A 25,322-nucleotide genomic window follows, 5' to 3' on the forward strand; every position below is an offset into this window, starting at 1 on the left:
ATATTTTACTTTTCATATAGTTCATAAAAAACGAAAGAGCACCATCTATTTCCAAGTAATAAATTAATTGATATATTAAGAAGTAAAAAAAGGGGCAAAAATAATGGATACTTGTGCAGATGTTTTAATCGTTATCGATCTACAAAATGGAGTATGTTATAGCGAAGAACATTTATTTGATTTACAAAACTTACTTACAAAAGTAAATAACAGAATTTCTTCATACAGAAAATCAAATAAACCAATTCTTTTCGTTCAACATTGTGATGATGATTTAGTACCCGAAAAAGAACTTTGGGCTATTCATGCTGATCTAGATGTTCAAGAACAAGATTTTTTTGTAAGAAAAACACATGCCAATTCATTTTATAAGACAAACTTAAAAGAGATTTTAGATCAATTATCTGTACATCGTATTGAATTTTGTGGTGCCCAAACAGAGTACTGTATGGATGCTACGATTAAATTCGCTCATGGACTAGGATACGAAAACTTCATGGTACAGAAAGCAACCTCTACGTTAAATAATCCATTTATGTCTGCAAAAGATACAATTGATTTTTATGAAAATATATGGAATCACAGATTTTTAAAATTGATACAAAGTAAACGCTAGAATATATAACTAATGTCTTGGTAATTCTAAGATTTATCAGCTATATTCAAACATTTCGTTTTCACCATAAAGAAGCTGACTACATTCAGCTTCTTTTCTTATAACCTGTTTTATATTCTATATATAACATTATAATTCCTTTGTCATATTATTTTAAAAATTTCGTACATTCATTTGAAAGAATAAGAAAATCATGATAAAATTGTGTTACAAATATATCTATATCTTTCAATTTTTAAAACGCATCGAAATTTTCACCCAAAAATGTCATTTTACAAAACCGTGCTAATTTATCTACTTTATTTACATCAGGGTCTCTTTTCTTACAATTTCTTTACTTTAGGAATTTTTTTCTGCAACAACTGTTTTCTTTTCTTTAATTTTTTGGTATGTATAGTATGGTATAACAGCTCACACGGAGGTGGAAAAGAACATGTTAGAAACCTTTCAAAAAGAAATAGAACTATATGAAAGCAATGCAGAATTATTGAAAGTACTTGCTCATCCTGTTCGCTTATGTATTGTAAAAGGATTAATTGAACGTGGTCCAAGCAACGTTTCTACAATGTACACTGGCTTAAACATGCCACAATCTACAATTTCACAGCATTTAGCAAAGTTAAAAAGTGCTAAAATCGTTTCAAGTGAAAGAAAAGGATTGGAAATTTATTACAAAGTAGAAAACGAGACAATTATTCAACTCGTTCGCGTATTATTGGGTTAGGGACTCATAAACAGAGAAAAAGGACGTATTCTATATTTTTTATCTCATATCTTTAATATAAATATATATCATGAGAGGAAATATATGATGCTACATAAGTCGTATTAAAAAACAAGACACAGAAATATGCTGTGTCTTGTTTTTTTATATTTTCAAATACCGATCCAAGTGTAACTGTTGCATATGTTTCGTATGTATCACAACATCAAATGCACTCCCTAATCCTCCGCTCAAAATCATAGAACGAACTGCACGATTTTGTTTTTGAATTTCAGAAAAAGGATTTCTATCTTGGTGACCTGTAAGCTGATCTAGTATTCCTGCTGCTAACAAGAATTCAGACTGCTTCTTATGCCATACTGTATCCATGCCTTGCAAGCTAAACATCTCTTTCAGTTCATCCCAATGAATATGAGCAGTAAGATCCATTTCACCTGGATGTGCTAAAGGATTACGGATTAGCTTATGCTCGTAATATCCTCGTAAACTTCCTTCTTGATGTGCAGGATGCATCCATTCTTCTTTTGTATATCCATAATCAACTGTAATACATATACCTTTTTGAAACCATTTCGCAATGTCTTTTATATATTCTTCCATCGCAATTGGCACTTCAAAACGCTGCCCTTCTGCAAGATGAATATTATATTTCAATAAGTATCGACCGATGCTTTTATGTAACGGCCTCCTTACTTCTGCAAGTTTCCCTTCCTCCGTGTACGTAACACGTACCTCATACAACATTCCATTTCTCTTCTCAATTACTTCAACAGGAAATGCATCAAATAACTCATTCGAAAAAAGAATCCCATCGAACGATTCTCCCATTTCACTATGCGACGTATAATACGAAACATTTGAAAACGAACAAAGATTTTTCTGCTGTAAATTTCTATGAAAAGGACTCATTTCAATCATTGAATAGTTTAAATCAATAAAGGTTTCTGGAGAGACTTGCTTCCACTCTTGTAAAACATCATAGGCAAACCTTCCTGTTCCCCCACCAATCTCACAAATATTCGGAGCAACTTCACCACTTTCAACAAGACGAATAAAAAACTTAGCAAAGGTTTTTGCAAAAACAGAGGATACATTGCTACTTGTAAAAAAATCCCCTTGCCTTCCAATTTTTTCACGTTCTTTCATATAATAGCCATGCCCCTCTGTATACAATACAAGGCTCATATACGTACTATACGAAATTGAATAATCCTTCTCTTTCCCCATCCATTCTTTTAAAATGAGCTCCATCCCCATAATGACTCCTTACTGTAAAAATGGATTATTTTCTTTTTCAAAACCAATGCTTGTTTCTGGACCATGTCCACATAGCACCGCTGTTTCATCTGGTAATACAAATAATTTTTCTTCAATACTTCCAATCAATTCAGCAAAACTTCCACCAGGTAAATCTGTTCTTCCGATACTCATTTGGAACAATACATCTCCAGAAAATACAGCATTCGCCTCTTTACAATAATAAGAAATACTGCCCGGAGAATGTCCTGGCGTCTCAAAAACCTCAAAATTAAATGAACCAATTGCTAATGCACCTTCTGCATCAATAATACGATCTGCTGGTTTTGCTGTAATGCTGCGATTCATCATAAAAATTTGAGAGCCATTTACAGCTGCATCGCCTAACCAATCTGCTTCTTCTTTATGTACGTACACAGGAATATGAAAAGCGTCTCTTACCGCATCAACAGCGCCAATATGATCGAAGTGAGCATGTGTTAATAAAACAGCCAGTGGCTTTAATTTTTCTTCTTGTAAATATGTAACGAGCTTCTCTCCTTCGTGGCCAGGATCAAAGATAATACACTCATTTTGATCATTCGTTAAAATATAAGCATTCGTTTGTAATGGGCCTAACGGCATTTGTATCCATTTCATATGAAAATCTCCTCCAATTATAAAACTTACTTTCAATGATACAACATTTTTTTCTCTTAGGAAAAGAAAGGATGCTATCTCGACAATCATTTTTAAAACATGTACAATATAAAAGAGTAAATATTCCAAAAACTCATATTGAGGAATGGGTAGACAGAGGAGGATATTGTATGGGCCTTGTTATTATTTTTGCGCTAGTCACTCTGTTAGCTGTATTTGCTACGCTTAGAACACTTCGTGAAAAGAACTTTTTCGCAGGCGGCTTTGCAATTGCAACTGTACTCGTTTTCGGATGGTTTACGATCATGACTGTTCTATATAACGGGTACCCACCAGCAGCTTAATTCATTAACATGTTATTCTTCATCAAGATTTCACACAAAAAGAGGAAGGGTTTCCCCTTCCTCTTTTCATATTTCACAACTTATACCATCTTCGCTTCGTATTTGTGCTTTTTTACAAGCCAAGCTCCTCCGATAACACCTGCATCATTACCAAGTATTGCAATCGCTAACTTCGTGCTCTTTACAGCACGTGAAAAAGCATATTGCTCGAAATAACGTTGAATTGGCTCTAATAGTGCATCTCCAGCTTTAGACACACCGCCGCCAATAACAATTTTCTCTGGGTTCAACGTACTAGCAAGGTTCGCTACAGCTAATCCTAAATAAGAAGCTACTTTTTCTACTACTTCGCCTGCTAGCTCGTCACCTTGTCCAAGTGCTTCAAACACATCTTTTGATGTAATGCGCCCTTCTTCTGCTAACATAGAACGTAGCATACTCTCTTTATCAGTCTCTTGTATTTTTTGCATAGCAACACGCACAATACCTGTTGCAGATGCAACTGTTTCTAGGCAACCAGACTTCCCGCAATTACATGGGAAAGCATTCTCTGTAACGACTGTAATGTGTCCAATCTCACCAGCAGCTCCACTTACGCCGTGTACAATCTCACCATTGGCAATTACACCGCCGCCAACACCAGTGCCAAGTGTCATACAGATTAAATCTTTTGCTCCTTCACCGGCACCTTTCCACATTTCACCAAGCGCTGCTAAGTTTGCATCATTATCAATAACAACAGGTAATCCTGTTTCTACTTCTAATAAATCTCTTAATGGATAGTTTTTCCATCCTAAGTTAACCGCTTCGTAAATCATTCCAGATGCCACGTGTACAGGACCAGGAGCTCCCATACCAATACCGATTAACTTACTCTTTAATTCACCTAATTCTTCTAACTTTTTATCAATAGCTTTCGCTACATCAAGCGTAATATGTTTTCCTTGCTCATTTGTATTCGTAGGGATTTCCCACTTATGTAAAATTTCACCGTACACATTAATAAATGCTAATTTAATAGTTGTACCACCAAGGTCAACACCAACTAACCATTTCTCTTCCATGTTGCTTACCTACCTTTATCTAATTCTTATTTAGCTCTTTTTGAATTTCTTGCTTCAATAAAAATAAAGCTGTTTGATAGTCTTGTGGATCGATTAGCTGTGATTGATTTAATTCACGCAATTCATCTTGCATTAATTGTAAATCTGCAATTCGATCACCCGTATAAATAATCGTACCAAATTTCTTTAGCAATTGCTGAATATCATAAATAGATACCATTTTATCACCCTCTATGCTCACTTACTATAAAAATTATAATAAGAAAACGTTCACATATTTTATTATAATCAAGAAGAAAAAGTCTCGTCAATTTTTATTTGTCTATACAAGCCCATTTTTAACCATTGTTCCTTTTTCTGTAATAATTTTTTCTATATTTTTATCAAACGGCTCGACCGGAATATGTTCTACCATTTGAAAACTATAAGCTAATGATAGCGTTTTCCCTTTATAATGCACGAGATAACGATCATAATAGCCACCGCCATATCCAATCCGTTCTCCTCGGCCTGTATAAGCTACGCCTGGCACGATTTGAAGATCAATTTCATCTGCATCCACTTCTTCCGTAAGCGCTGGAATTGGTTCACGTAAATTCATATACACTGTTTCTAATTGATCAAAATTACTAATTTGTCGGAAGGACATTGATCGTGTTCCTTTATTACACTTCGGGACAACAACTTTCTTTCCCTCTTCCCAAGCTTTTTCGATAATAGGATATGTATTCACTTCATTTTCCATTGAGAGAGTGATTCCGATTGTTTTAGCTTCAGCCCACTCTTTTTGCGCATACAACAAAAATGCAATTTGCTCTGATAAAGTTGTATACCGTTCTTCTGATAAAGAATTCATGTGCTCTATTATTTGTTTACGTAAACGTAGTTTCTCTTCTCTCACACATTTCCCCCCTCACAGTGATACTTTTCTCTACGATGATAGTGTATCACTTTTAACAGAGGAATCGAATAAAAAAAAGAAACAGTAGGAAAATATTCCTACTGCTTACTTTGTTTCACGGTGTAACGTAGACTTCTTGTCACGCTTGCAATACTTTTTAAGCTCGATACGCTCAGCGTTGTTACGTTTGTTTTTCTTTGAGATATAGTTACGATCTCCGCATTCTGTACATGCTAGAGTAATATTCACACGCATTCTTATTTCCCTCCAGTACTAATAACTTAAATCAGACTATACTATAATACCACTTTTAAAATAAAAATTCTACACCTTTTGATATTGTCTAATTTTTTCTATAAGATTTTTCATGTTTTCCCTTGCTATCACTGGGTTTCTAGCATGCGAATACACTAGAAATTTCGGTTGTTTTGTGTCGGAAACGATATAAGACCACTCTTTTTCGGTATATTTGAATTGTATCCCTTCAAATATACCTTCTTCTTTTCTTTCCATATCAGCTAATAATTTCCTCATTACTTTCCCTTTTTCATTCCATGAACATACAACTTCATCACACAGTAAATAAAGCGGAGGCGATTGCTCTACTATGCTGAGAAAGTTTTTTCCCTGCAATGCTATTAGCTCAAATAATTTTCCTATTCGATATAAAATATCTCTCTTCCATCTCGCTTGAAACGACTTCTTTTCATCCTGCGTATAAAATAGAAGGTAACATTCTCCTAATTTCAAAGACATTGGGTAAATATTTCCTGTCGATTCAAGTAATAAATCCGGAATATCTACCTCTTCAAAATCTGTACCTCGGTAAATATCACCATGATTATCATATAACTCGAAATAATTTCCTTGCTCCGAAAACATAAGTGCCATATTTGCTTTACTTGATTTCATCAAGGCTTTCACATGATCCTTTTGTTCACCTGCATAAATCCATGTAACTGTACATCCGAGCCTTTGCAAAAAGAGCATAAGTAAATGTTGTAACATATCATTTCTTTTATTAATAAGAAGGTGAAACTTCTGTTTTTGAATTTTTTCAATATCAATGCGTTCTAATACAGCCTCTATATAATCATGTAAAGAAACGTGGACTAGCTTATTCCGTCCCATTTCCTTCTCACACACGTAATAAAACGACTCAGACATATATACTTGTTCTATCGCTTTTTGCTGCTTATACGTTAATTGTACCCCATCCTTACCATACAACTTTATTACAACCTCTTTTTCATTTTCCACTTGAATGAAAACCCCACCTGCACATTGCAAATCCTGAATGCTATACTGAAAAAGCGACTCGTTCATTTCTTTACATTCCATCGTATGAACCCCGATACCATGAATCGCATGAAGAAAGAGATTTTTATAAGAAGTCGTTTCTATATATTCTTGACTCCCGATTAATATACTTTCTCCTTTAGCAAAAAGAGATCCATACGCCATCGCAACCTTCACAATAAATTGAGGAGTGATCTCAACATTACCTCTTCCTACAATGCGGCTTTTTTGCAACCACCCTGCACTCTTTTCACTTTCTTGAACACCAGCCGATCCTACTACCGAATAGCTGTCAATCGCCTTATATGGCCATAGTTTTCCCTTTTGCTTAATTACCGTACTTTTCCCTATATGACAATGATCCGCTACAATACTTTTTTGAAACAGTGTAACGTCATCTTCCACCATTGTATGCTCTCCTATTGTCGTTTCTAATAGCTCGCAATACTGCCCAATGTGCGCATTTGCAAAAACAATACTTTTTTGAAGATGAGAATAACTTGAAACAATACTATTTTTCCCGATAATAGAGTACGGCTCAATTACAGCTCCAGCACCAATCTTCGCTCCTTCTCCAATAAAAGAAGGGCCGTGAATTTTCGTTCCTTTTCCAATCGCCACACCTTCCCCCATCCATACCATCGGCAATACTTCCGTATAAGGAATAGGTACTTGCAATTTTTTCGTTAACAAATCAAATTGTGCTTGTCGATATTGATCAAATGTACCGATATCTAACCAATAGCCTTCTGACAAATATGCAAATAACGCTTTCTTATTTGCCAATAATGGAAACACATTTTGACTGAAATCAAAAAATTCTTGGGGCGGTATGTAAGAAAAAATTTCTGGCTCCATAATATATATACCGGTGTTCACAATGTTAGAGACTACTTCATTCCAGCTCGGTTTTTCTATATATCGTGTAACCTCTTGTTCTTTGTTCATTACAACTAAACCGAATGAAAGTGGATTTTCTACTTCCTTTACAAACATAGTTACCATTCTTTTCTTTTGTTCATGAAACGTAATTCCTTCTGATAATTGAAAATCAGTTAACGCATCCCCGCTTATTACAACAAACGTTTCATCTAAAAATGTTTCCGCTTGTTTAATACTCCCTGCGGTTCCAAGCGGTGGAGAGTCTTCAAAGTAGTACAAGTTAACGCCCCACTTGCTACCGTCACCAAAATATTGCTTAATAGCTGTACTCATATACTGAACAGTAATTGCAATTTCACGAATACCATGCTGACGCAATAATTCAATATTGTATTCCAAAACTGGCTTTTCTAATAATGGTAACATTGGCTTTGGAGTATTACATGTTAATGGTCTAAGGCGTCGTCCTTTTCCTCCAGCTAAAATAACCCCCTTCATATACTTCAGCCTCCACTTATATAATGTTCAGTGACTCCATATACGATATGTATATTATCTACCCCGCATTAACTAGCAGTATAAAATGAAACTTTAATTAGTAGGGATTTTGCTGCATCTCCCTCTGATCATTAACCCTGACCACTCAGGCTTTTACAGGCAGTAAAACTCCCTAAATACATGTACCTTTTAAATACCCCGGAAAGAAAGCGCTTACTATCAACTCGCTAAAATATTACTTATTAAAATGAATAGCATGTATGTCCTATTTTTTCCATTACATTATGATACATCTTATCATCATAAACTAAAGGAAACAACGAGCTTTTTTTGTCATGTTTTGACTAAAAAAAGCAGGTGATGTTTCACCTGCTTTTTTTCTTCATTCATTTAATAAGTAATGCTTTCCTTTTACTAAATAAAAAACATTTTCAGCAATATTTGTAATATGATCTGCTACACGCTCGATATATCTCGCCACAAAGGATAATTGTGTAATTTGTGTAATTGCTTCTGGTTGTTCTGGAACTGAAGATATAAATTCACGAATCGCTTTCCCATATATTTCATCAACTGAATCATCCATTTCGGCAATTTGTTTCGCAAAAGTTAAATTTTCTTGCTCGTATGCTTCCAACGCTAACTGTAACATCTTATTTGCAATTGCAAACATTTCATCAAGATTGTGCAAACTAACAACCACCTCTTTTTCCCCAAGACGAATTGTTGATTTCGCAATATTAACAGCATGATCTGCAATACGCTCTAAATCTGTCGCTGTTTTAATTGAAATGAAAATTCTTCTTAGATCACTTGCTACAGGTTGCTGCTTCGTAATAAGCATAAGCGCAAGATCATTTATTTCCTCTTCTAAATTATCCATACGATAATCACCATCTATTACCTCTAACGCTTTCTCTACATCCCTTTTATGAAGACCTTCCATAGCAAGCAATAAAGCTTCTCTTGCTAGCTCTCCAAGCTCAATCACCTTTTGCTGTAACGTTTTTAAATCACATTGAAACTGTTCTCTTACCATTGTTTCTTCCCCCTCAATATTATGTGCCATTATATATAAATCTCCTACCTAGCCTACTGTAATAAGCGTTACGATAGGAGAAGTATTACTTCTCTAATTAAATGAGATAAAAATAAGAAATACCCTCTGTTAAGAGGGTATTTACTCTTATCCTTGCAACGATATCAACCGAATCGGCCTGTAATATAATCTTCTGTACGCTTATCTGAAGGTGTCGTAAATAATTTATTTGTATCTGTATATTCCACAACTTCGCCACTTAAGAAGAAAGCAGTTTTATCTGAAATACGTGCTGCTTGTTGCATATTATGCGTTACGATAACGATACTAAAGTCTTTCTTTAACTCTTGAATTAATTCTTCTACTTTTAACGTTGAAATTGGATCTAGTGCCGATGTTGGCTCATCCATTAAAATAACGTCTGGTTCAATCGCTAAACAACGTGCGATACATAGACGCTGTTGCTGTCCACCAGATAAACCGTATGCATTATCATGCAAACGATCTTTTAACTCATCCCAAATCGCTGCTCCACGTAAACTTTTTTCAACAATTTCATCCAATGTTTTCTTATCACGAATACCATGAATTTTCGGGCCATATGCTACATTTTCATAAATAGATTTTGGAAATGGATTTGGCTTTTGGAACACCATTCCCACATGAGTTCTTAATTCTTCAACCGGGTATGATTTATCAAATATATTGCGCTCTCTATATTCAATTACACCTGTAGTTCGCACGATTGGTACTAACTCTACCATACGATTTAATGTTTTTAAGTACGTTGATTTACCACAACCACTTGGCCCGATAATTGCTGTAACTTCATTCTCATGAATGCTTAAGTTAATATCTTTTAAAGCATGGTCTTCTCCGTACCATAAATTTAAGTTTTTCGTATCGAATACTACTTTCTTTGGCGCAGTTTCGATTTTCTCCTCGTTTTTCACCTGTACATTTACTACTGTTGCTACCATTTGAATTCCCCTTTCATCCATTTCCAACTTATTTTCGATTTCGTAACCATAAGACAATGATATTGATAAAGAGCAACAAACCTAACAAAACAATCATCCCAGCAGCTGCTACATACTGAAATTCTTCTTGCGGCCTACTCATCCAATTAAAAATTTGAATTGGTAAAACTGTAAATCTATCAAACATACTAAATGGAACATAATTTGCAAATGCAAGTGCCCCGATAACTAATAACGGTGCCGCTTCTCCAATCGCTCTTGATATCGCTAACGTACAACCCGTTATAATTCCTGGGAAAGCATATGGCAATACAATTTGATACATCGTTTGCCACTTCGTAGCACCTAATCCGTAAGAAGCTTCTAATAATGAACTTGGTACAGATCGTATCGCTTCTTGACTCGCTACAACAACTGTCGGTAAAACGAGTAAACTCATCGTCAGTGCCGCCGCAATGATACTCTCACCTAAATGAAGAGCATATACAAAAATTGTTAAGCCGAGTAATCCAAATACAACGGAAGGTACTCCTGCTAACGTTTGATTATTAATTTCTATTACCTTTTTAAATATAGATTCCTTCGCATATTGCTCTAAATAAAGTGCAGTCCCGACTCCAAATATAAAGGAGACTGGTATAACAATACTCATAAATAATATTGTTCCTGACAAAGCTGCAGCAATCCCAGCTTCTTTCGGATTACGCGAAGCAAAGTTTATAAAGAAATCTAACGAAAGGTAACTTATACCTTTTTCAAAAATTTGAAAAAGCAAAATAAGCAGTATTACTATTGAAAATAAAATTGCTATATAAAATAACAATTTGTAAACTCTGTCTTTTAAAAAGCGTGATGCCATATTCTCTTGTATTTTTTTATGATTCAACATTCGCATATTATGTCACCCTCCTAAAGCGGCGCATAATAGACTGCGAGATGATGTTCATCATAAGAGTAAACAAGAATAACGTTGCTCCTACAGCATACATGCTGTAATAAGTAATTGTTCCATGCGGAGCATCACCTAAACTCACTTGCACAATATAAGCTGTTAGCGTTTGAATAGAGTGTGTCGGATCGAGCGATATATTCGGTGTTGATCCCGCTGCAATGACAACGATCATCGTTTCACCAATTGCTCTGGAAGCAGCTAATATGATCGCTGCCATAATCCCTGTAAAAGCCGAAGGAAATACGACTTGTTTGACCATCTCAAACCGAGTTGCTCCAAGTGCTAACGAAGCTTCTTTCGTTCCTTTCGCGACGGCTCTCATCGCGTCTTCAGATAGAGACGCAATTGTAGGTATCATCATAAAGCCAATAACAATACCTGGACTAATTGCATTGAAAAACTGTAGATCTGGTATAATCCGTTGTAAAAGCGGTGTGACAACTGTTAATGCAAAAAAACCATATACAATTGTCGGAATACCTGCTAATAGTTCTAACATCGGTTTTAATACTTTCCTTGCACCGTTCGAAGCATATTCGTTTAAAAATACGGCACACGCTAAACCGATAGGAATTGCTACGAGCATGGCAATTGCTGTTACAAGGAACGTTCCACATATAAGTGGTAATATACCGAATTTAGGATCTTCAAAAAAAGGTAACCATTCTTTTCCCATCAAAAAGGAGAGTAATGGTGTTTTTTGAAAAAACATCAATGTTTCATTTGCCAATGTAAAAATAATTCCAAGTGTCGTTACAATAGACACGCTAGCAATTATTTTTAGTAATAATGGAACGATTCGATTGATTCGCTGCGTTTTTTTTCTTTGTTTTGTATTTCTTTCAATCAAATGTTGCACAGAAAATGTAATTTGACTTTTGTCATTATGAGCCAAAGATGAAAACCCCTTTCCACCCTGACATTACCTTTTTATTTCTGTTAACATCCGCAGCTGTTCATTGTATTTTTCTTTTGGTAATTTTACATATCCAACCTCTTCAGCAAGATTACCTACATGCTGAATCATAAACTCAATATAGTTTGCTACATTCATTTTATTTCGGATAGATGCATCATTTACATAAGCAAATAGCGACCTAGATAATGGCTTATACTTACCTGATTGAATGGTATCTTTCGTCGGAAGTACACCATTCACTTTTATTGCTCTCACCTTATCTCGATTGGCCATATAATAAGCATATCCTACAAAAGCAATGGCATTTTTATCATTCATTACCCCTTGCATAATAACTTGATCATCTTCAGACAAAGAGACTTTTTTTACAATGCGACTATTTTGTAAGATGACATTTTGAAAATAATCATACGTACCAGAGTCTACACCTGGCGCATAAAACTTCACCTGTTCACGTGGCCATGATGAATGAATTTGTGACCATCGCTTTTCACTTTCATCTTCACTCCATAATAGACGTAACTCGTCTACCGTCATATTGTCTACCCAAGTATTTTGGCGATTCACAACGATCGTAAGACCATCGTAAGCGACTTCAAACGGTGTAAACTGAATGGAGTTTTTCTTCATTTCATTTTCTTCCACTTGTTTCATTGCTCTCGAAGCATTATTTATATCTACTTCTCCTTTACTGAAACGATTAAATCCTCCTCCTGTTCCAGAAACACTAATGGAGATTTTCACGTTTGGATGCACCTTTGTATATTCCTCCGCTACTGCTTCTATAATAGGAAAAACTGTTGAGGATCCATCAACTCTCACTTCTCCCATTTCATTCACAGCAAATGCAGTAGACGTGCCAACATAAAGGAAACATGTCGACAGTATGAAAACTTTAATCGATGCACTTATCCATTTCACGTGTTCTTCCTCCTAGAAGTAACCGGAAATAACAGGATTACAGATATAAGAATACTGCTAAACTATTAATTCGGTTTTAATTGTTTGTAAAAGTTTTGTAAAGTTCCACAGGAATCAACATAAGGTAAAACTTGAATCCGTATCCACCGTTCATCTTCACAAATAATTAGCTCATAAAATTGTTATCCTCCAGAGGTTTGCGTAAGTATCATTTGTGAGATCTCTCATTTTTTTCGATATAATATGCTTGTCCACCTTATTAAAACGTATGCATGAACCATAAAAAAAAGCACACTATCTTTTCAGATAGTGTGCTTTTTTTAAAACTTTTTATTCATCATCTTGCTCTTTATTTTTCTTTTTATTATCTATTTCCTCTTTTGTAGCTTCACCATTTTCTATTTTTTTCAAATCAAAGTACGCATCCATAATGTCACGGCTAATATATCCGTTAATACCTGATTTATCATCTACCCAAGGTACAACAACAGAAAATGCTACTTCAGGATCTTCAAGTGGCGCATAACCTACTAATGTTAAGTTATATGTTTCCTTACGCTCACCATTTGCTTTTCTACCAATCTCTTTATCTCCGCCATACACAGTTTGAGCTGTACCTGTCTTACCAGCAGCTTTATATGATGCGCCTGTAAAGTATTTCGCAGCTGTACCACCAGACTCATTAAATACTTGTCTAAATCCTTCCTGAACACGTTTAATTTGTGATTCAGGCATATCAATACGATTTAGCACTTTCGGTTCCATTGAATGAACCACTTTTCCAACCTCATCTTGTTTCACTGCCGGTTGACGAATTTCTTTCACAACTTGCGGCTGCATACGGTAACCACCATTTGCAATTGTTGAAACATATTGCGCTAATTGAAGTGGTGTATACGTATCATACTGTCCAATTGATAAATCTAATAAGAAACCTGGCTGAATTCCTTTACCTGTTTGGCCCGCTGATTCATTCGGTAAATCAATACCTGTTTTCACACCAAGTCCAAACTGTCCGAAATAATAACGCATCGTATCAAATGCTTTTTGTGGTATATCTAACGTACCACCTCTCACATATTGAACACCTGCGAGATTCATCGCCGTTTTAAACATATAAACGTTAGAAGACATTTTTAATGCTGTCAGATCATTAATATATCCCATCGTCTTCCAAGAAGATTTTTTCGGCGTTCCTTTCAATACGATTGGTTCATCGAGTTGAACTGAACCTGGTTGAATCGCACCTGTTTGATAGCCTGTAAGTACTGTCGCACCTTTTACAGTTGATCCCATCGGATAAGAGCTTGTCATCGTTCCTAATGCGAAATCTTGTACTTTCGTTTCGCCATTTTCATTCACTAACTGTTTCCCTGCCATAGATAAAACTTCACCATTTTTTGGGTTCATCATTACAACGAATGCACGATCTAAAAGAGGTTGTCCCCCTTTATATCTCAATAAATTTTTAGTGATAATTTCTTCTACACGCTTTTGTAATTCCATATCAATTGTTAAATTCAGATTGTTACCACTCTGCCCTTTTGATACATTAATCGTTTCTAAAATATTACCGTTTTTATCTGTAATATTTCTCACTTCCGCTTTATTACCGTGCAAACTATCTTCATATTGCTGCTCAAGATAACTTTTCCCTACACGGTCATTTCGGTTATAATCACGAACAAGATAGTAATCTAGTCTTTCTCTCGGTAAACCTTCATCAGACGTTGACACCCCGCCAAGTACACTTCGGAATAAATCATCATAAATATACTTTCGATCCCAATCAACATTCGTATCTACACCTGGTAATGCTGCTAGGCTTTCACTAATAATCGCATATTCTTCTTCTGTAGCATCTTTTTTAATGACTTGTGGCGTCATCGCATATCCGCCGTCCATTTTGCTTTTAATCGCTAGTACTTCTAAATCTTTTGCGGATAATTGATTCACTTCTTCTTCTGTCACGCGATTTCGTTGACGCTCATCTAATTCTTTATCGTCAATTTTTTTATCTTTTAACTCTTGACGATCTTTATTCGTAATTTTTTCTTTCGCTTCCTCTTTATGAATAGCAAGCCAATAATCTTTTTTATCGCGATCTGTTAATTTATCTGTCGGTACTTCAATCAAATCTGCTAGCTTTTTCGCTGTTTCTAAGCGAGCCTCTGCAGTTGATCCTTTCATTTTTGTAAATGTAATCGTACGTACAGCTGCATTATCTACTACAGCTCGCCCATAACGGTCAAATATTTTCCCACGTGGTACAGGATTACTTATCGTCGAGTTCTCTTTCCTCTCCACTTCATTCTTATATTCCTCACCGCGAACAATTTGTACATATCCAAGCCTTACAATAACCGCGGAGAACATTAAAAACACGCAGAAAAACAGCACGTTTAACCGAAAAGGAACGTGAGTCTTTTTCTTTTGTTGTTTCTGCTTCTTGCTCATACAAACCCCCTCTACCAACAGCTATGTAATGTGAAAGGGACACCTTCATACAGGTGTCCTCACTGCTGTCTTACATCTTTTTCTATTCTAGCATAAAACAAACGAGAAGTTAACCTTCTGGTTCTGTTTGGTTCTGCGCAGTCGCTTGCGTTACAACACTTGTTTTACTCGCATTTCCCTCATCATATTTGACATTTTTAACTGCAAAATAGATAAGAAAATGTCCTGCACCTAAAATACATAATAAGTAAGGTAAACTTTTTTCAGGCGGAAAGAATAGTACAGCACATAAAAAACTTAAAATCGAGCAAATTCTTCCTGCATTTAACCATAATTCCCGGACAACTACATACTCTACACGCCACTCTCTCGCATTTTTCGCTCTGCCAATTACATCATATGTCATGGACCCGTACGGAACGAGCAAAATAGGGTATGCAATCGCAATACACGCTGCATAAATAAGTAATTTTGCGTATGTAACATTGAATATAACTAAAAATACGACAGCATATAAAATAATGCCTCCAAGCAAAATTGCTTTTTTTCGCCATTCTTTCTTTAACATACGAGTAACTAAATAGTAACACACAAATGATACAGCTGAATTTACTAAGCTATACTTCCCTAATGCGAGCTCGCTATCAGTTGCTAAATACACGTACACGGAAATCACAAAAATAAACGTTCCCTCTCTCAGCCCTTGGAAAAAATGAGCACGTGTAATTCTTCCCCAATTTTTATCAATCTGCCGCTCTTTCAATACTTGTACAATTTCATACCGTCCTTCACATTCTCTCTTAGATACAAAAAAGCTTAAAATGACAGCAATTGCAAATAACAGTAACGAAAGAAAGAATATGACTGTATAGCCACTCCATTTTTCCATACGTGAAATTGTGTATCCAGCTGCTATCGGTCCAATCATGCCAGAGAAGGATGTAAGAAGCCCAAGAAACCCATTAAAGAAATCTCTTGTTTCTGGTTCTGTAATCTCAAATGTTAATAAGTTAAACGCGAGCCAGTAAAAACCATATCCGACTCCTAAAAGAGCCCCCATTAATAAAATATAGTGAGAAGCGCTTTTTCCCGCTACTAAAACAACGATAAAAAAAATTGCCAACGTGCCTACACCTATTCGTAACAAGATTGAGCGATCAATACGTTTCGCTAATTTCCCACCTATAAGAAATGTGAGAGGCTGTAATACAACGCTGGCCAAATTATACAAGCCAAGATTCACATAATTTTGTGTTTGTTTCCATAAATAAATGTTAACAAACGTATTCGATAAAGAAATTGCGAGCGTGTATAAACCTCCAATAAGGAGCAATAACACTAAATCCCGATTCACTTCAACGTCACCAATTATATGTTTCCACTTCATACACAACTCTCCTTTACTTCATGTTCTAGTCTTCCAAAGACAAGCCCAATTATGTAAAAGGAAAGCATAGAAAAAAGCTAGGAGCATTCTCCTAGCTTTTTCTATCGTTATTACAATTATTTAGCTTCTTGGTAACGTTTTTCAGCAGCGTTCCAATCTACAACGTTCCAGAATGCACCGATGTAGTCTGGACGACGGTTTTGGTAATTTAAGTAGTAAGCATGTTCCCAAACATCTAAACCGATAACTGGAGTTTTACCTTCAGTTAGAGGAGAATCTTGGTTTGGCGTGCTTGTTACTTCTAACTCACCATTATTTACTACTAACCAAGCCCAACCAGAACCGAAGCGAGTTGCGCCAGCTTTTGCGAATTCTTCTTTGAATGCATCGAAGCTACCGAATTTCGCTTCAATTGCAGTTGCAAGTTCGCCTACTGGTTGTCCGCCACCATTTGGAGATAAGATTGTCCAGAAGAATGTATGGTTAGCATGTCCGCCACCATTGTTACGTACTGCTGTACGGATTGCTTCTGGTACTTCGTTTAAGTTTGCAACTAATTCTTCTACGCTTTTGTCAGCTAATTCTGCATGACCTTCTAAAGCAGCGTTTAAGTTTGTAATGTACGTGTTATGATGTTTTGTATGATGGATGTTCATTGTTTCTTTGTCAAAGTGAGGCTCTAAAGCATCATACGCATAAGGTAAATTTGGTAATTCGTGTTTTGCCATTGTTATATTCCTCCCAGTTTATGTATTGCCACTTAAGTGACATACAACTTCATTCTACCCTAATTGCCATAGGGTGCAAACAAATAAATCACATTGTCTTGCTATCACTAACGTAGCAAAATTCCCACTTCTTTTCAATTAAAATGCTCATATATTCCGTAAAAAAAGCTCCCTTCTACAAGGAAGCTTCCTGCTGACATAATAAACATGTGAAATGGATATGGACCCTGTAGGACTCGAACCTACGACCGGACGGTTATGAGCCGTCTGCTCTAACCAGCTGAGCTAAGGGTCCACAATTATGTATGTAACAACATATCAAATAAAGGAATTCCTATCGGATATATCCTTTAAGAAATGTAAGATAAATTTACCATATAGAAAAGAAAAGTGTCAATTGTATTTTTCTCATTCAAAAGAAGAAAATTAATAAAAAGAAATTTAGTTATCTCCACTATATGTAAATATAATATATCTTGAGATTCCCTAGATTCCTACGTTACAATGATTTTATACATACATAAAGGAAGTGAATCTATGTCCATATTTACCCAATTAGCAAAAAGCGTATATTCGCCTAAAGATATGGCGCTATTCCGTTTTCAAAAAATCGGAAAAACCATTTTGTATATTATGCTACTTTGTCTAATCACTACTATTCCAAGAACATTCTTTTACGGTAGCTTTATCCAAGATAGTGTTACCATGGTAAATCAAGCAATTGAAAAAGATTTACCTGATTTTAAAATCGAAAACGGTGAACTAAAAGCAGATATTGAACAACCTATTCAAAAGGAAGAGGGAGATGCTCTTTTCGTATTTGATCCCAATACAACAGATATAGAACAATATCAAAACAAAACTGGTTTATTTATTTTAAAAGATAAAGTAGTTTCTATAGGAAATGGTCAGCAACAAACTTACTCCTACAATGATTTATTAGGGACATCTCTTGAGAAGAAAGATTTGCAAGATTTCATTTCTGTTTTCGATAGTATTTATCCAATTTTACTAGTCGTTATCGGCGTGTTAGTATACCTGTTCCAATTATTTATTACTTTCTTAGGAATTACTTTACTTGCGTTTATAGGTTCAGCTATGAGTGGTCAACGTAAATTATCTTATAAGCAAGTATGGACGTTAACTGCATACAGCTACACAATTCCAACCATCTTCTTTATGATTATGGATTTATTCAAAATTGTTGTGCCTGGTTCAACATTCATTTATATCGCCGTTGTTTTAATTGTTCTATACTTAACGATTAAAGAAGTTCCAAAACCGAAAGAAAAATAAGAACAAAAAAATGCCTAAATAGGCATTTTTTTTTTGGACAAGCATATATTCCTAGCAAAGGAGTGAAGAATATGAAGAGATTAGGTATATTCTTATTCGTGCTTGTTCTTGGTTATATATTTTATTACGATATAAAAATCGGCACTTTACCGATGTTAAGTTCATATAAAAAAACAAATGCGGCCCAAACGATAAAACAAGAAAGTACAGATACAAAACAAAATAAAGAAAACAAAGCAGAAAAAGAAACAGATGTCACTTATAAAACAATAGAAGTCAAAACAGGTGATACCGTTCTTTCCATTACAGAAGCGATTAATAAGAAGAAAATTCCTTCTATCGAAAAAGTAATTGATGATTTTAAACAATTAAATAAAAATACATCTGCTACAAAAATACAAATTGGAAAGTCTTATAAATTCCCGTTATATCAATAAGCAATCACTTAATCCTTGTCAATTACATAAAGGCGCTGATACAATAGTAAAAGTGAAACCGAGCACTTCGGTTTCTATAGCCCTGTATCACGTATACTATCATTGATATGAGGGACTAAATAAGAAACTTCTTTTATAAGGAGAGCGATCTATTCGTGAATGAAATGACTCATCGTACAAAAACACGTCCAGTTAAAGTCGGTAATTTAACAATTGGCGGTAATAATGAATTAATTATACAAAGTATGACAACAACAAAAACACATGATGTTGAAGCAACAGTTGCTGAAATTAAACGTTTAGAAGAAGCTGGCTGTCAAGTCGTTCGTGTTGCTGTTCCAGACGAACGCGCAGCAAATGCTATTGCTGATATTAAAAAACAAATCAACATTCCACTTGTTGCTGATATTCATTTTGATTATCGCCTTGCTTTAAAAGCAATTGAAGGTGGCATTGATAAAGTACGTATCAATCCAGGTAACATTGGTCGTCGCCATAAAGTAGAAGCTGTTGTAAATGCAGCAAAAGAACGCGGTATTCCAATCCGTATCGGTGTAAACGCAGGTTCATTAGAGCGTCACATTTTAGAAAAATATGGATACCCAACTGCAGATGGTATGGTCGAGAGCGCCCTACATCACATTAAAATTTTAGAGGACTTAGATTTCCACGATATTATTGTATCTATGAAAGCCTCTGATGTTAATTTAGCAATTGAAGCATACGAAAAAGCTGCACGTGCTTTTGATTATCCATTACATTTAGGTATTACAGAATCTGGAACATTATTTGCCGGAACTGTAAAAAGTGCCGCTGGTCTTGGAGCAATCTTAAATAAAGGCATCGGAAATACACTACGTATTTCATTAAGTGCTGACCCAGTTGAAGAAGTAAAAGTTGCACGCGAACTGTTAAAGTCATTCGGCCTTGCATCTAATGCAGCAACACTTATTTCTTGTCCAACTTGCGGTCGTATTGAAATTGACTTAATTAGCATCGCTAACGAGGTAGAAGAATACATCTCTACACTAAAAGTACCAATTAAAGTTGCAGTACTTGGCTGCGCTGTAAACGGTCCTGGTGAAGCTCGTGAAGCTGATATCGGTATTGCTGGTGCACGTGGAGAAGGATTATTATTCCGTAAAGGGCAAGTTGTTCGTAAAGTACCAGAAGAAATCATGGTAGAAGAACTGAAAAAAGAAATCGACGTAATCGCTGCTGAAATGGCTGCTGAACGAGAAAAAGAAAAAGAAAAAGAAACACAAGAACAATAAAAAGAAGGTTGCCACAATATTTGTGAGCAACCTTCTTTTCTACGTAAAAAGCTCGTCAGTTATATAACTGACGAGCTTTTACTTTGCACATTTTGGACAACGGCCGTATATTTCAAACTTATGACCGGTTACTTCATAACCGGTAAAATCTTTATTCATAAAATCCATCGGGCAGGAAGTAATCTCTTTCGTCCCCCCGCAATCTAAACAAATAAAATGATGATGATGTTCCATAATAGAACATGTAAAACGAAAATGTTTTTCACCATTTAATTCCGTTTGTTCCAGAACACCAATTTCAGCAAACACCGTTAAGTTACGATAAATCGTATCAAAGCTAAGACCTGGATAATCATCCTTCATATGCTCTAAAACGTCTTTCGCCGTTAAATAACGATTGTGAGCTGCAAATAACCTGAGCATTTCTTCCCTTTTCCCAGTATGTTTGTATCCTTTATCTTTCATTAGGCGTAAAGCTTCTGTTAGATTCATATCTATCCCTACTTTATGCAGTTTTTTTCTTTTTCCATAAAATCGCACCAATTAAAATAAGAACTGCTATCATAACAATCGTACCACCTGGTGCTAAATCAAGTTGATATGAAGCAAACATTCCACCAATTACTGCAATTTCACCAAATAAAATGGAAAAGAAAATTGTTTGTTTAAATCCATTCGCAATACGAATACTTGCTGCAACTGGTAACGTCATTAATGATGATACGAGAAGAACCCCTACTACACGCATTGATACTGCAATGACAAGAGCAACCAATATAATGAAAATAAAGTGAATCCACTTTGCACTCAAACCAGTTGATACAGCATATTCCTCATCAAACGATAGTAAAAATAACTCTTTGTATAATAAAGTAATCGTTACAATAACAACAATTGCTACAATGCCAATAATGATTAAATCTGTACTTGTTACAGCACTTACACTCCCAAATAAATAACTAAATAAATCTGTGTTAAATCCATTTGCAAGTGATATAAAAATAACACCAATCCCCATTCCTGCTGAAAGAATAATCGGAATTGCTAATTCTTGATAATGTTTATATACAGTACGTAATTTTTCAATTAGTAACGCCCCACCAATAGAAAAAACCATTCCCATATATAAAGGATTTAAAAATCCTCCTGTGAAAATTGTTTTTTCTAGTAGTAAACTTGCAGCAATACCCGATAATGTCACGTGACTTAATGCATCCGCAATAAGAGACATACGGCGAATAACAACAAATACACCGATAAGCGGTGCAACAAGTCCTATTAAAATTCCTGCATATAAAGAGTTACGTAAAAAGTCATATTGTAAAAAATCTTGTATCATTATATCCTCCCGTGATGCTCATGCTCGTGTTCTAAACGATGAACATGGTGTCCATATAAGACGGACATTTCTGCATCTTCTAACTCTCGGAACTTCTCTACATTTCCATGGAAATGTAGATGTTGGTTTAAGCATGCAACATGTGTTACCTTCTCCGTAACAGCTCCCATATCATGAGTAACGAGAATTAATGTGATTCCTAACCTTTTGTTTAAATCCTCTAATATCTCATAAAAACTTTCTACATTTTTCACATCGATTCCAACAGTGGGCTCGTCCAAAATAAGTAATTCAGGATCACTAACGAGCGCTCGAGCAATAAATACACGCTGTTGTTGTCCACCAGAAAGTTCTCCGATATTGCGCCCTTGAAACTCACTCATCCCTACATCAGCGATTGCTTTTTCTACCTTTTCCTTATCGTTTTTCGTAAAAAAGCGAAACAACCCTTTTTTCGAAACGAGTCCCATTGATACAACTTCAAAAACAGTTGCCGGAAAACCAGAATTAAAGCTATTTGCCTTTTGCGACACATAACCAACTTTGTTCCATTCTTTAAACTTCTTACTATCAACACCAAATAAACGAATACTTCCCTGTTTCGGCTTTAAAACGCCTAATAAACATTTTAGCAAAGTTGATTTCCCAGAACCATTTGGCCCAACTAAACCTAAAAAAGCTCCCTTCGGAACTTGCAAATTAATATCTTCTAACACATTTCGATCTTCATATCGAAATGACAATCCTTCTATCTCTAATATATTATTCATAGCATCTCACCTATTTTAATTCAGAATGATTCCGATTTATATCTATTTGAATTATAGTACAGCTTATTATAGTTGTAAACCAATCTGCATAAAATATATCATTTTTTTCAAGAAACCTTACTATTATAACAAAAAGCAGAGAAAAATTCTCTGCTTTCGAAAAATATTCCTATAAAATGTAATCTTAATCAGATGAGGCAATCTCCTACCGATTATTTGCCCTCAAATAGCAGGATACATGTTTTAGTGAATAGCTGATTTAAACTTACCACCATTTGTCTCTTGTGTGCTCATAATCGTAACAAACGCATTCGCATCAATTTCATACACAATTGATTTTAGCTTTGTCACTTCCAGACGTGTTACAACTGCATAAATAACTTCTTTTTCTTTATCCGTGTAACCGCCCTTTGCTACAAGCTTTGTAGTTCCACGACCAAGACGATGCAAAATCGCATTTGATACTTCCTCATATTGATCTGATACAATTAAAACTGCTTTCGTTTCATCTAAACCTTGAATGACTGTATCAATTGTTTTGAAGGCAATATAATACGCCATAACAGAATACATAGCTTGTTCAACACCAAATACAAATGCTGCCCATGCAAAAATGAATAAGTTCACAAACATTACAAATTCACCAACAGAGAAAGGTAATTTCTTCGTTAATAAAATACCCATAATTTCTGTTCCGTCCATAGATCCACCATGACGAATAACGAGCCCTACACCAAGACCTAAAATAAGACCACCAAACACTGTTGCTAAAATTGGCTCTGTTGTAAATGGCGGAACAGCATGTAACGTTGATTCAATAAACGCTAAAGCTACAATACCGAACGCCGAAGATAGCATGAACGTTTTTCCGATTTGCTTATAGCCTGAATACATAAATGGGATATTGAGAATAACGACTAAAGTAGAGAAACTTAACCACCAAATATTAGGAGTAAGATAATCTAATATAAGAGAAATACCAATAATTCCACCATCAATAATTTTATTTGGCATTAAAAATAGTTCAATCGCTACCGCTGCGCATGCTGCCCCAAAAATAATCATAACTAAACGATAAATAAGATGGATAACACTTTCTTTTCGATGTTGCTTCTGCTCCATAAATCCTCCCTATACTCTTTTTCTATAGTTTTGTCCTTATATTATAACATACGCTTCTTTTTCTCATGAAAAAAGAAACTCTATACGAATATGTACAAGCTACGTACTCATATATTTCGATAGAAGAACGTGTGAAGGAGGATAACTCGATGAACCTAATTAAACAACTCGTAAATAAAAAATTAAATCATATTTCTACAAAAGAGTTATTGAAATATAGTAAAGAATATGAAGTCTCTATTACGACTGCCCAAGCTGATCAAATTGTTTTACTTATGAAAGGAAAGAATATTAACATTTACGATAATGACGAACGGCTAGCGCTCTTAAAACAAATAGCAAAAGTAACCTCCCCTGCTACTGCCCAACAAGTAAATACTTTATTTCAGCAACTACTAAAATAAGGAGGGGAAAATCCCCTCCTTATTGCTTATTGCGCTTTAATTTTCTCAAGAATTCCTTCATCAAAAGTACCATTTTTCAGCATTTCGATTTCTAATTTATATGGTGGCTTCTTATCTTTTTTATCTTCACCTACATATGGCGTTTCAAGAATTTTTGGTACGTGCATTAACTGCGGATGATGCACAATATGATGTAACGCTTTATAACCGATATGACCGAAGCCGATATTTTCATGACGGTCCTTTCCTGCGCCGCGTACATTTTTACTATCATTAATATGAAGTACCTGCAAACGATCAATACCAACAATCTTATCAAATTCGTTTAATACGCCGTCAAAATCATTTACAATATCATATCCTGCATCGTGCGTATGACACGTATCAAAGCATACTGATAATTTCTCATTATATTTTACACCATCAATAATCTTTGCAATTTCTTCAAAGCTACGACCGCATTCTGTTCCTTTTCCTGCCATCGTTTCTAACGCAATGTTAACCGTCTGTTCTGGCGTTAACACTTCATTAAGTCCTTTAATAATTTGTTGAATACCAGCATCCGCTCCTGCCCCAACGTGCGCACCTGGGTGAAGAACGATTTGTTTCGCCACACCTAATGCCGATGTTCTTTCAATTTCCATGCGAAGGAAGTCCACACCTAATTGGAATGTTTCTGGCTTCGTCGTATTCCCAACATTAATAATGTATGGCGCGTGTACGATGATTTCCTCAATACCGTTTAGTTCCATATGTTTTCTTCCTGCTTCTATATTCAATTCTTCAATTGGTTTTCTTCGTGTATTTTGCGGCGCACCTGTATAAATCATAAACGTCGTTGCACCGTATGAAACAGCCTCTTCACTTGCTGCTAATAACATTTTCTTACCACTCATGGAAACATGAGATCCAATCTTTAACATACAATCACCTCTTCAATATACAATAGATATAATGATAGCATAATTTGTAGAAATATGTAGTGAATTGTTTGTTCCTAAAACACTACGCAAATTGTAACTGGCTACACCGAAACTTTAATCAGTGTTTTTTCCATTCCCCACTGATTATTA

27 protein-coding genes and 1 tRNA gene are annotated in these 25,322 nt (G+C 35.4%); 7 read left to right on the top strand and 21 right to left on the bottom strand.

Annotated features, from left to right (window positions below; translation table 11 throughout):
- Positions 1–103: 103 nt before the first annotated feature.
- Together MR113_RS13260 and MR113_RS13265 are read left to right on the top strand one after the other, a co-directional pair.
- Complete coding sequence (locus MR113_RS13260; RefSeq protein WP_242254734.1) at positions 104–616, top strand: cysteine hydrolase family protein; 513 nt, start codon at positions 104–106, stop codon at positions 614–616.
- A 433-nt stretch (positions 617–1,049) separates the two neighbouring features.
- The gene (locus tag MR113_RS13265; RefSeq protein WP_000894375.1) at positions 1,050–1,340 is read left to right on the top strand and encodes an ArsR/SmtB family transcription factor; all 291 of its coding nucleotides are present in this window, start codon (positions 1,050–1,052) and stop codon (positions 1,338–1,340) included.
- Between the two features lie 144 nt (positions 1,341–1,484).
- Here MR113_RS13265 and MR113_RS13270 read toward each other — a convergent pair whose 3' ends face one another.
- Positions 1,485–2,597: a class I SAM-dependent methyltransferase gene (locus tag MR113_RS13270; RefSeq protein ID WP_242254737.1), complete on the bottom strand. Its 1,113-nt coding sequence runs from the start codon at positions 2,595–2,597 to the stop codon at positions 1,485–1,487.
- Positions 2,598–2,606: 9 nt separating this feature from the next.
- On the bottom strand, positions 2,607–3,236 hold the full coding sequence (locus MR113_RS13275) for an MBL fold metallo-hydrolase (RefSeq protein ID WP_242254739.1): 630 nt from the start codon (positions 3,234–3,236) through the stop codon (positions 2,607–2,609).
- 170 nt (positions 3,237–3,406) lie between these two features.
- Here MR113_RS13275 and MR113_RS13280 point away from each other — a divergent pair, with 170 nt between their 5' ends.
- On the top strand, positions 3,407–3,580 hold the full coding sequence (locus MR113_RS13280) for a DUF2759 domain-containing protein (RefSeq protein WP_000524846.1): 174 nt from the start codon (positions 3,407–3,409) through the stop codon (positions 3,578–3,580).
- A gap of 80 nt (positions 3,581–3,660) precedes the next feature.
- Here the strand turns inward: MR113_RS13280 and glcK are convergent, their stop codons facing one another.
- The 14 genes from glcK to MR113_RS13350 form a co-directional block, all read right to left on the bottom strand.
- Positions 3,661–4,644, bottom strand: a complete 984-nt coding sequence (gene glcK / locus MR113_RS13285; RefSeq protein WP_073516517.1) for a glucokinase — start codon at positions 4,642–4,644, stop codon at positions 3,661–3,663.
- Positions 4,645–4,663: 19 nt separating this feature from the next.
- Positions 4,664–4,864, bottom strand: coding sequence for a YqgQ family protein (locus MR113_RS13290; RefSeq protein ID WP_000253699.1), 201 nt, complete (start codon positions 4,862–4,864; stop codon positions 4,664–4,666).
- A gap of 102 nt (positions 4,865–4,966) precedes the next feature.
- Positions 4,967–5,545: a 5-formyltetrahydrofolate cyclo-ligase gene (locus MR113_RS13295; RefSeq protein ID WP_242254741.1), complete on the bottom strand. Its 579-nt coding sequence runs from the start codon at positions 5,543–5,545 to the stop codon at positions 4,967–4,969.
- Between the two features lie 105 nt (positions 5,546–5,650).
- Complete coding sequence (gene rpmG / locus MR113_RS13300; RefSeq protein WP_001265616.1) at positions 5,651–5,800, bottom strand: 50S ribosomal protein L33; 150 nt, start codon at positions 5,798–5,800, stop codon at positions 5,651–5,653.
- Positions 5,801–5,869: 69 nt separating this feature from the next.
- Positions 5,870–8,224, bottom strand: coding sequence for a sugar phosphate nucleotidyltransferase (locus MR113_RS13305; RefSeq protein ID WP_242254743.1), 2,355 nt, complete (start codon positions 8,222–8,224; stop codon positions 5,870–5,872).
- Between the two features lie 382 nt (positions 8,225–8,606).
- Positions 8,607–9,263, bottom strand: a complete 657-nt coding sequence (gene phoU, locus MR113_RS13310) for a phosphate signaling complex protein PhoU (RefSeq protein WP_098237943.1) — start codon at positions 9,261–9,263, stop codon at positions 8,607–8,609.
- A 164-nt stretch (positions 9,264–9,427) separates the two neighbouring features.
- Positions 9,428–10,243 carry a phosphate ABC transporter ATP-binding protein gene (gene pstB / locus MR113_RS13315; RefSeq protein ID WP_000226681.1) on the bottom strand — a complete coding sequence of 272 codons (816 nt, stop codon included), beginning with the start codon at positions 10,241–10,243 and terminating at the stop codon, positions 9,428–9,430.
- A 28-nt stretch (positions 10,244–10,271) separates the two neighbouring features.
- Positions 10,272–11,138 carry a phosphate ABC transporter permease PstA gene (pstA, locus tag MR113_RS13320; RefSeq protein WP_242254746.1) on the bottom strand — a complete coding sequence of 289 codons (867 nt, stop codon included), beginning with the start codon at positions 11,136–11,138 and terminating at the stop codon, positions 10,272–10,274.
- 1 nt (position 11,139) lies between these two features.
- A complete protein-coding gene (gene pstC, locus MR113_RS13325; RefSeq protein WP_242254748.1) occupies positions 11,140–12,090 on the bottom strand; it encodes a phosphate ABC transporter permease subunit PstC in 951 nt (316 codons plus the stop codon).
- Positions 12,091–12,117: 27 nt separating this feature from the next.
- Positions 12,118–13,035 (bottom strand): phosphate ABC transporter substrate-binding protein PhoX, encoded by a 918-nt coding sequence (gene phoX, locus MR113_RS13330; protein ID WP_242254750.1) that lies wholly within the window; start codon positions 13,033–13,035, stop codon positions 12,118–12,120.
- 330 nt (positions 13,036–13,365) lie between these two features.
- Entirely contained in the window at positions 13,366–15,492 is a 2,127-nt protein-coding gene (locus tag MR113_RS13335) for a peptidoglycan D,D-transpeptidase FtsI family protein (RefSeq protein WP_242254752.1), read from the bottom strand.
- A gap of 109 nt (positions 15,493–15,601) precedes the next feature.
- Positions 15,602–16,879: an MFS transporter gene (locus MR113_RS13340; protein WP_097819265.1), complete on the bottom strand. Its 1,278-nt coding sequence runs from the start codon at positions 16,877–16,879 to the stop codon at positions 15,602–15,604.
- Positions 16,880–16,995: 116 nt separating this feature from the next.
- Positions 16,996–17,607 carry a superoxide dismutase [Mn] gene (gene sodA / locus MR113_RS13345; RefSeq protein ID WP_001052031.1) on the bottom strand — a complete coding sequence of 204 codons (612 nt, stop codon included), beginning with the start codon at positions 17,605–17,607 and terminating at the stop codon, positions 16,996–16,998.
- A gap of 221 nt (positions 17,608–17,828) precedes the next feature.
- Positions 17,829–17,902, bottom strand: a tRNA-Ile gene (locus MR113_RS13350).
- Positions 17,903–18,144: 242 nt separating this feature from the next.
- Here MR113_RS13350 and MR113_RS13355 point away from each other — a divergent pair.
- From MR113_RS13355 to ispG, 3 genes are all read left to right on the top strand, one after another.
- Complete coding sequence (locus MR113_RS13355; RefSeq protein ID WP_242254754.1) at positions 18,145–18,903, top strand: DUF1189 domain-containing protein; 759 nt, start codon at positions 18,145–18,147, stop codon at positions 18,901–18,903.
- 71 nt (positions 18,904–18,974) lie between these two features.
- Positions 18,975–19,340, top strand: coding sequence for a hypothetical protein (locus MR113_RS13360; RefSeq protein WP_242254756.1), 366 nt, complete (start codon positions 18,975–18,977; stop codon positions 19,338–19,340).
- A gap of 164 nt (positions 19,341–19,504) precedes the next feature.
- Positions 19,505–20,614: a flavodoxin-dependent (E)-4-hydroxy-3-methylbut-2-enyl-diphosphate synthase gene (gene ispG, locus MR113_RS13365; protein ID WP_122950842.1), complete on the top strand. Its 1,110-nt coding sequence runs from the start codon at positions 19,505–19,507 to the stop codon at positions 20,612–20,614.
- A 78-nt stretch (positions 20,615–20,692) separates the two neighbouring features.
- Here ispG and MR113_RS13370 read toward each other — a convergent pair whose 3' ends face one another.
- From MR113_RS13370 to MR113_RS13385, 4 genes are all read right to left on the bottom strand, one after another.
- Entirely contained in the window at positions 20,693–21,106 is a 414-nt protein-coding gene (locus MR113_RS13370; protein ID WP_242254758.1) for a Fur family transcriptional regulator, read from the bottom strand.
- 13 nt (positions 21,107–21,119) lie between these two features.
- Positions 21,120–21,953: a metal ABC transporter permease gene (locus MR113_RS13375; RefSeq protein WP_097819263.1), complete on the bottom strand. Its 834-nt coding sequence runs from the start codon at positions 21,951–21,953 to the stop codon at positions 21,120–21,122.
- Positions 21,953–22,723 carry a metal ABC transporter ATP-binding protein gene (locus tag MR113_RS13380; RefSeq protein WP_001059649.1) on the bottom strand — a complete coding sequence of 257 codons (771 nt, stop codon included), beginning with the start codon at positions 22,721–22,723 and terminating at the stop codon, positions 21,953–21,955. Before MR113_RS13380 ends, MR113_RS13375 begins: the two co-directional genes overlap by 1 nt.
- Before the next feature lie 243 nt (positions 22,724–22,966).
- Complete coding sequence (locus MR113_RS13385; RefSeq protein ID WP_061677326.1) at positions 22,967–23,845, bottom strand: YitT family protein; 879 nt, start codon at positions 23,843–23,845, stop codon at positions 22,967–22,969.
- 149 nt (positions 23,846–23,994) lie between these two features.
- Here MR113_RS13385 and MR113_RS13390 point away from each other — a divergent pair, with 149 nt between their 5' ends.
- Positions 23,995–24,249, top strand: a complete 255-nt coding sequence (locus MR113_RS13390) for a DUF2624 domain-containing protein (protein ID WP_061677324.1) — start codon at positions 23,995–23,997, stop codon at positions 24,247–24,249.
- Between the two features lie 26 nt (positions 24,250–24,275).
- On the opposite strand, the gene MR113_RS13395 is transcribed toward MR113_RS13390, so the two are convergent.
- Positions 24,276–25,172, bottom strand: a complete 897-nt coding sequence (locus MR113_RS13395; RefSeq protein WP_000912459.1) for a deoxyribonuclease IV — start codon at positions 25,170–25,172, stop codon at positions 24,276–24,278.
- Positions 25,173–25,322 lie beyond the last annotated feature (150 nt).

Origin of the sequence: Bacillus cereus group sp. BfR-BA-01379, assembly GCF_022663605.1 — a bacterium.
Classification (GTDB): Bacteria; Bacillota; Bacilli; order Bacillales; family Bacillaceae_G; genus Bacillus_A; species Bacillus_A mobilis.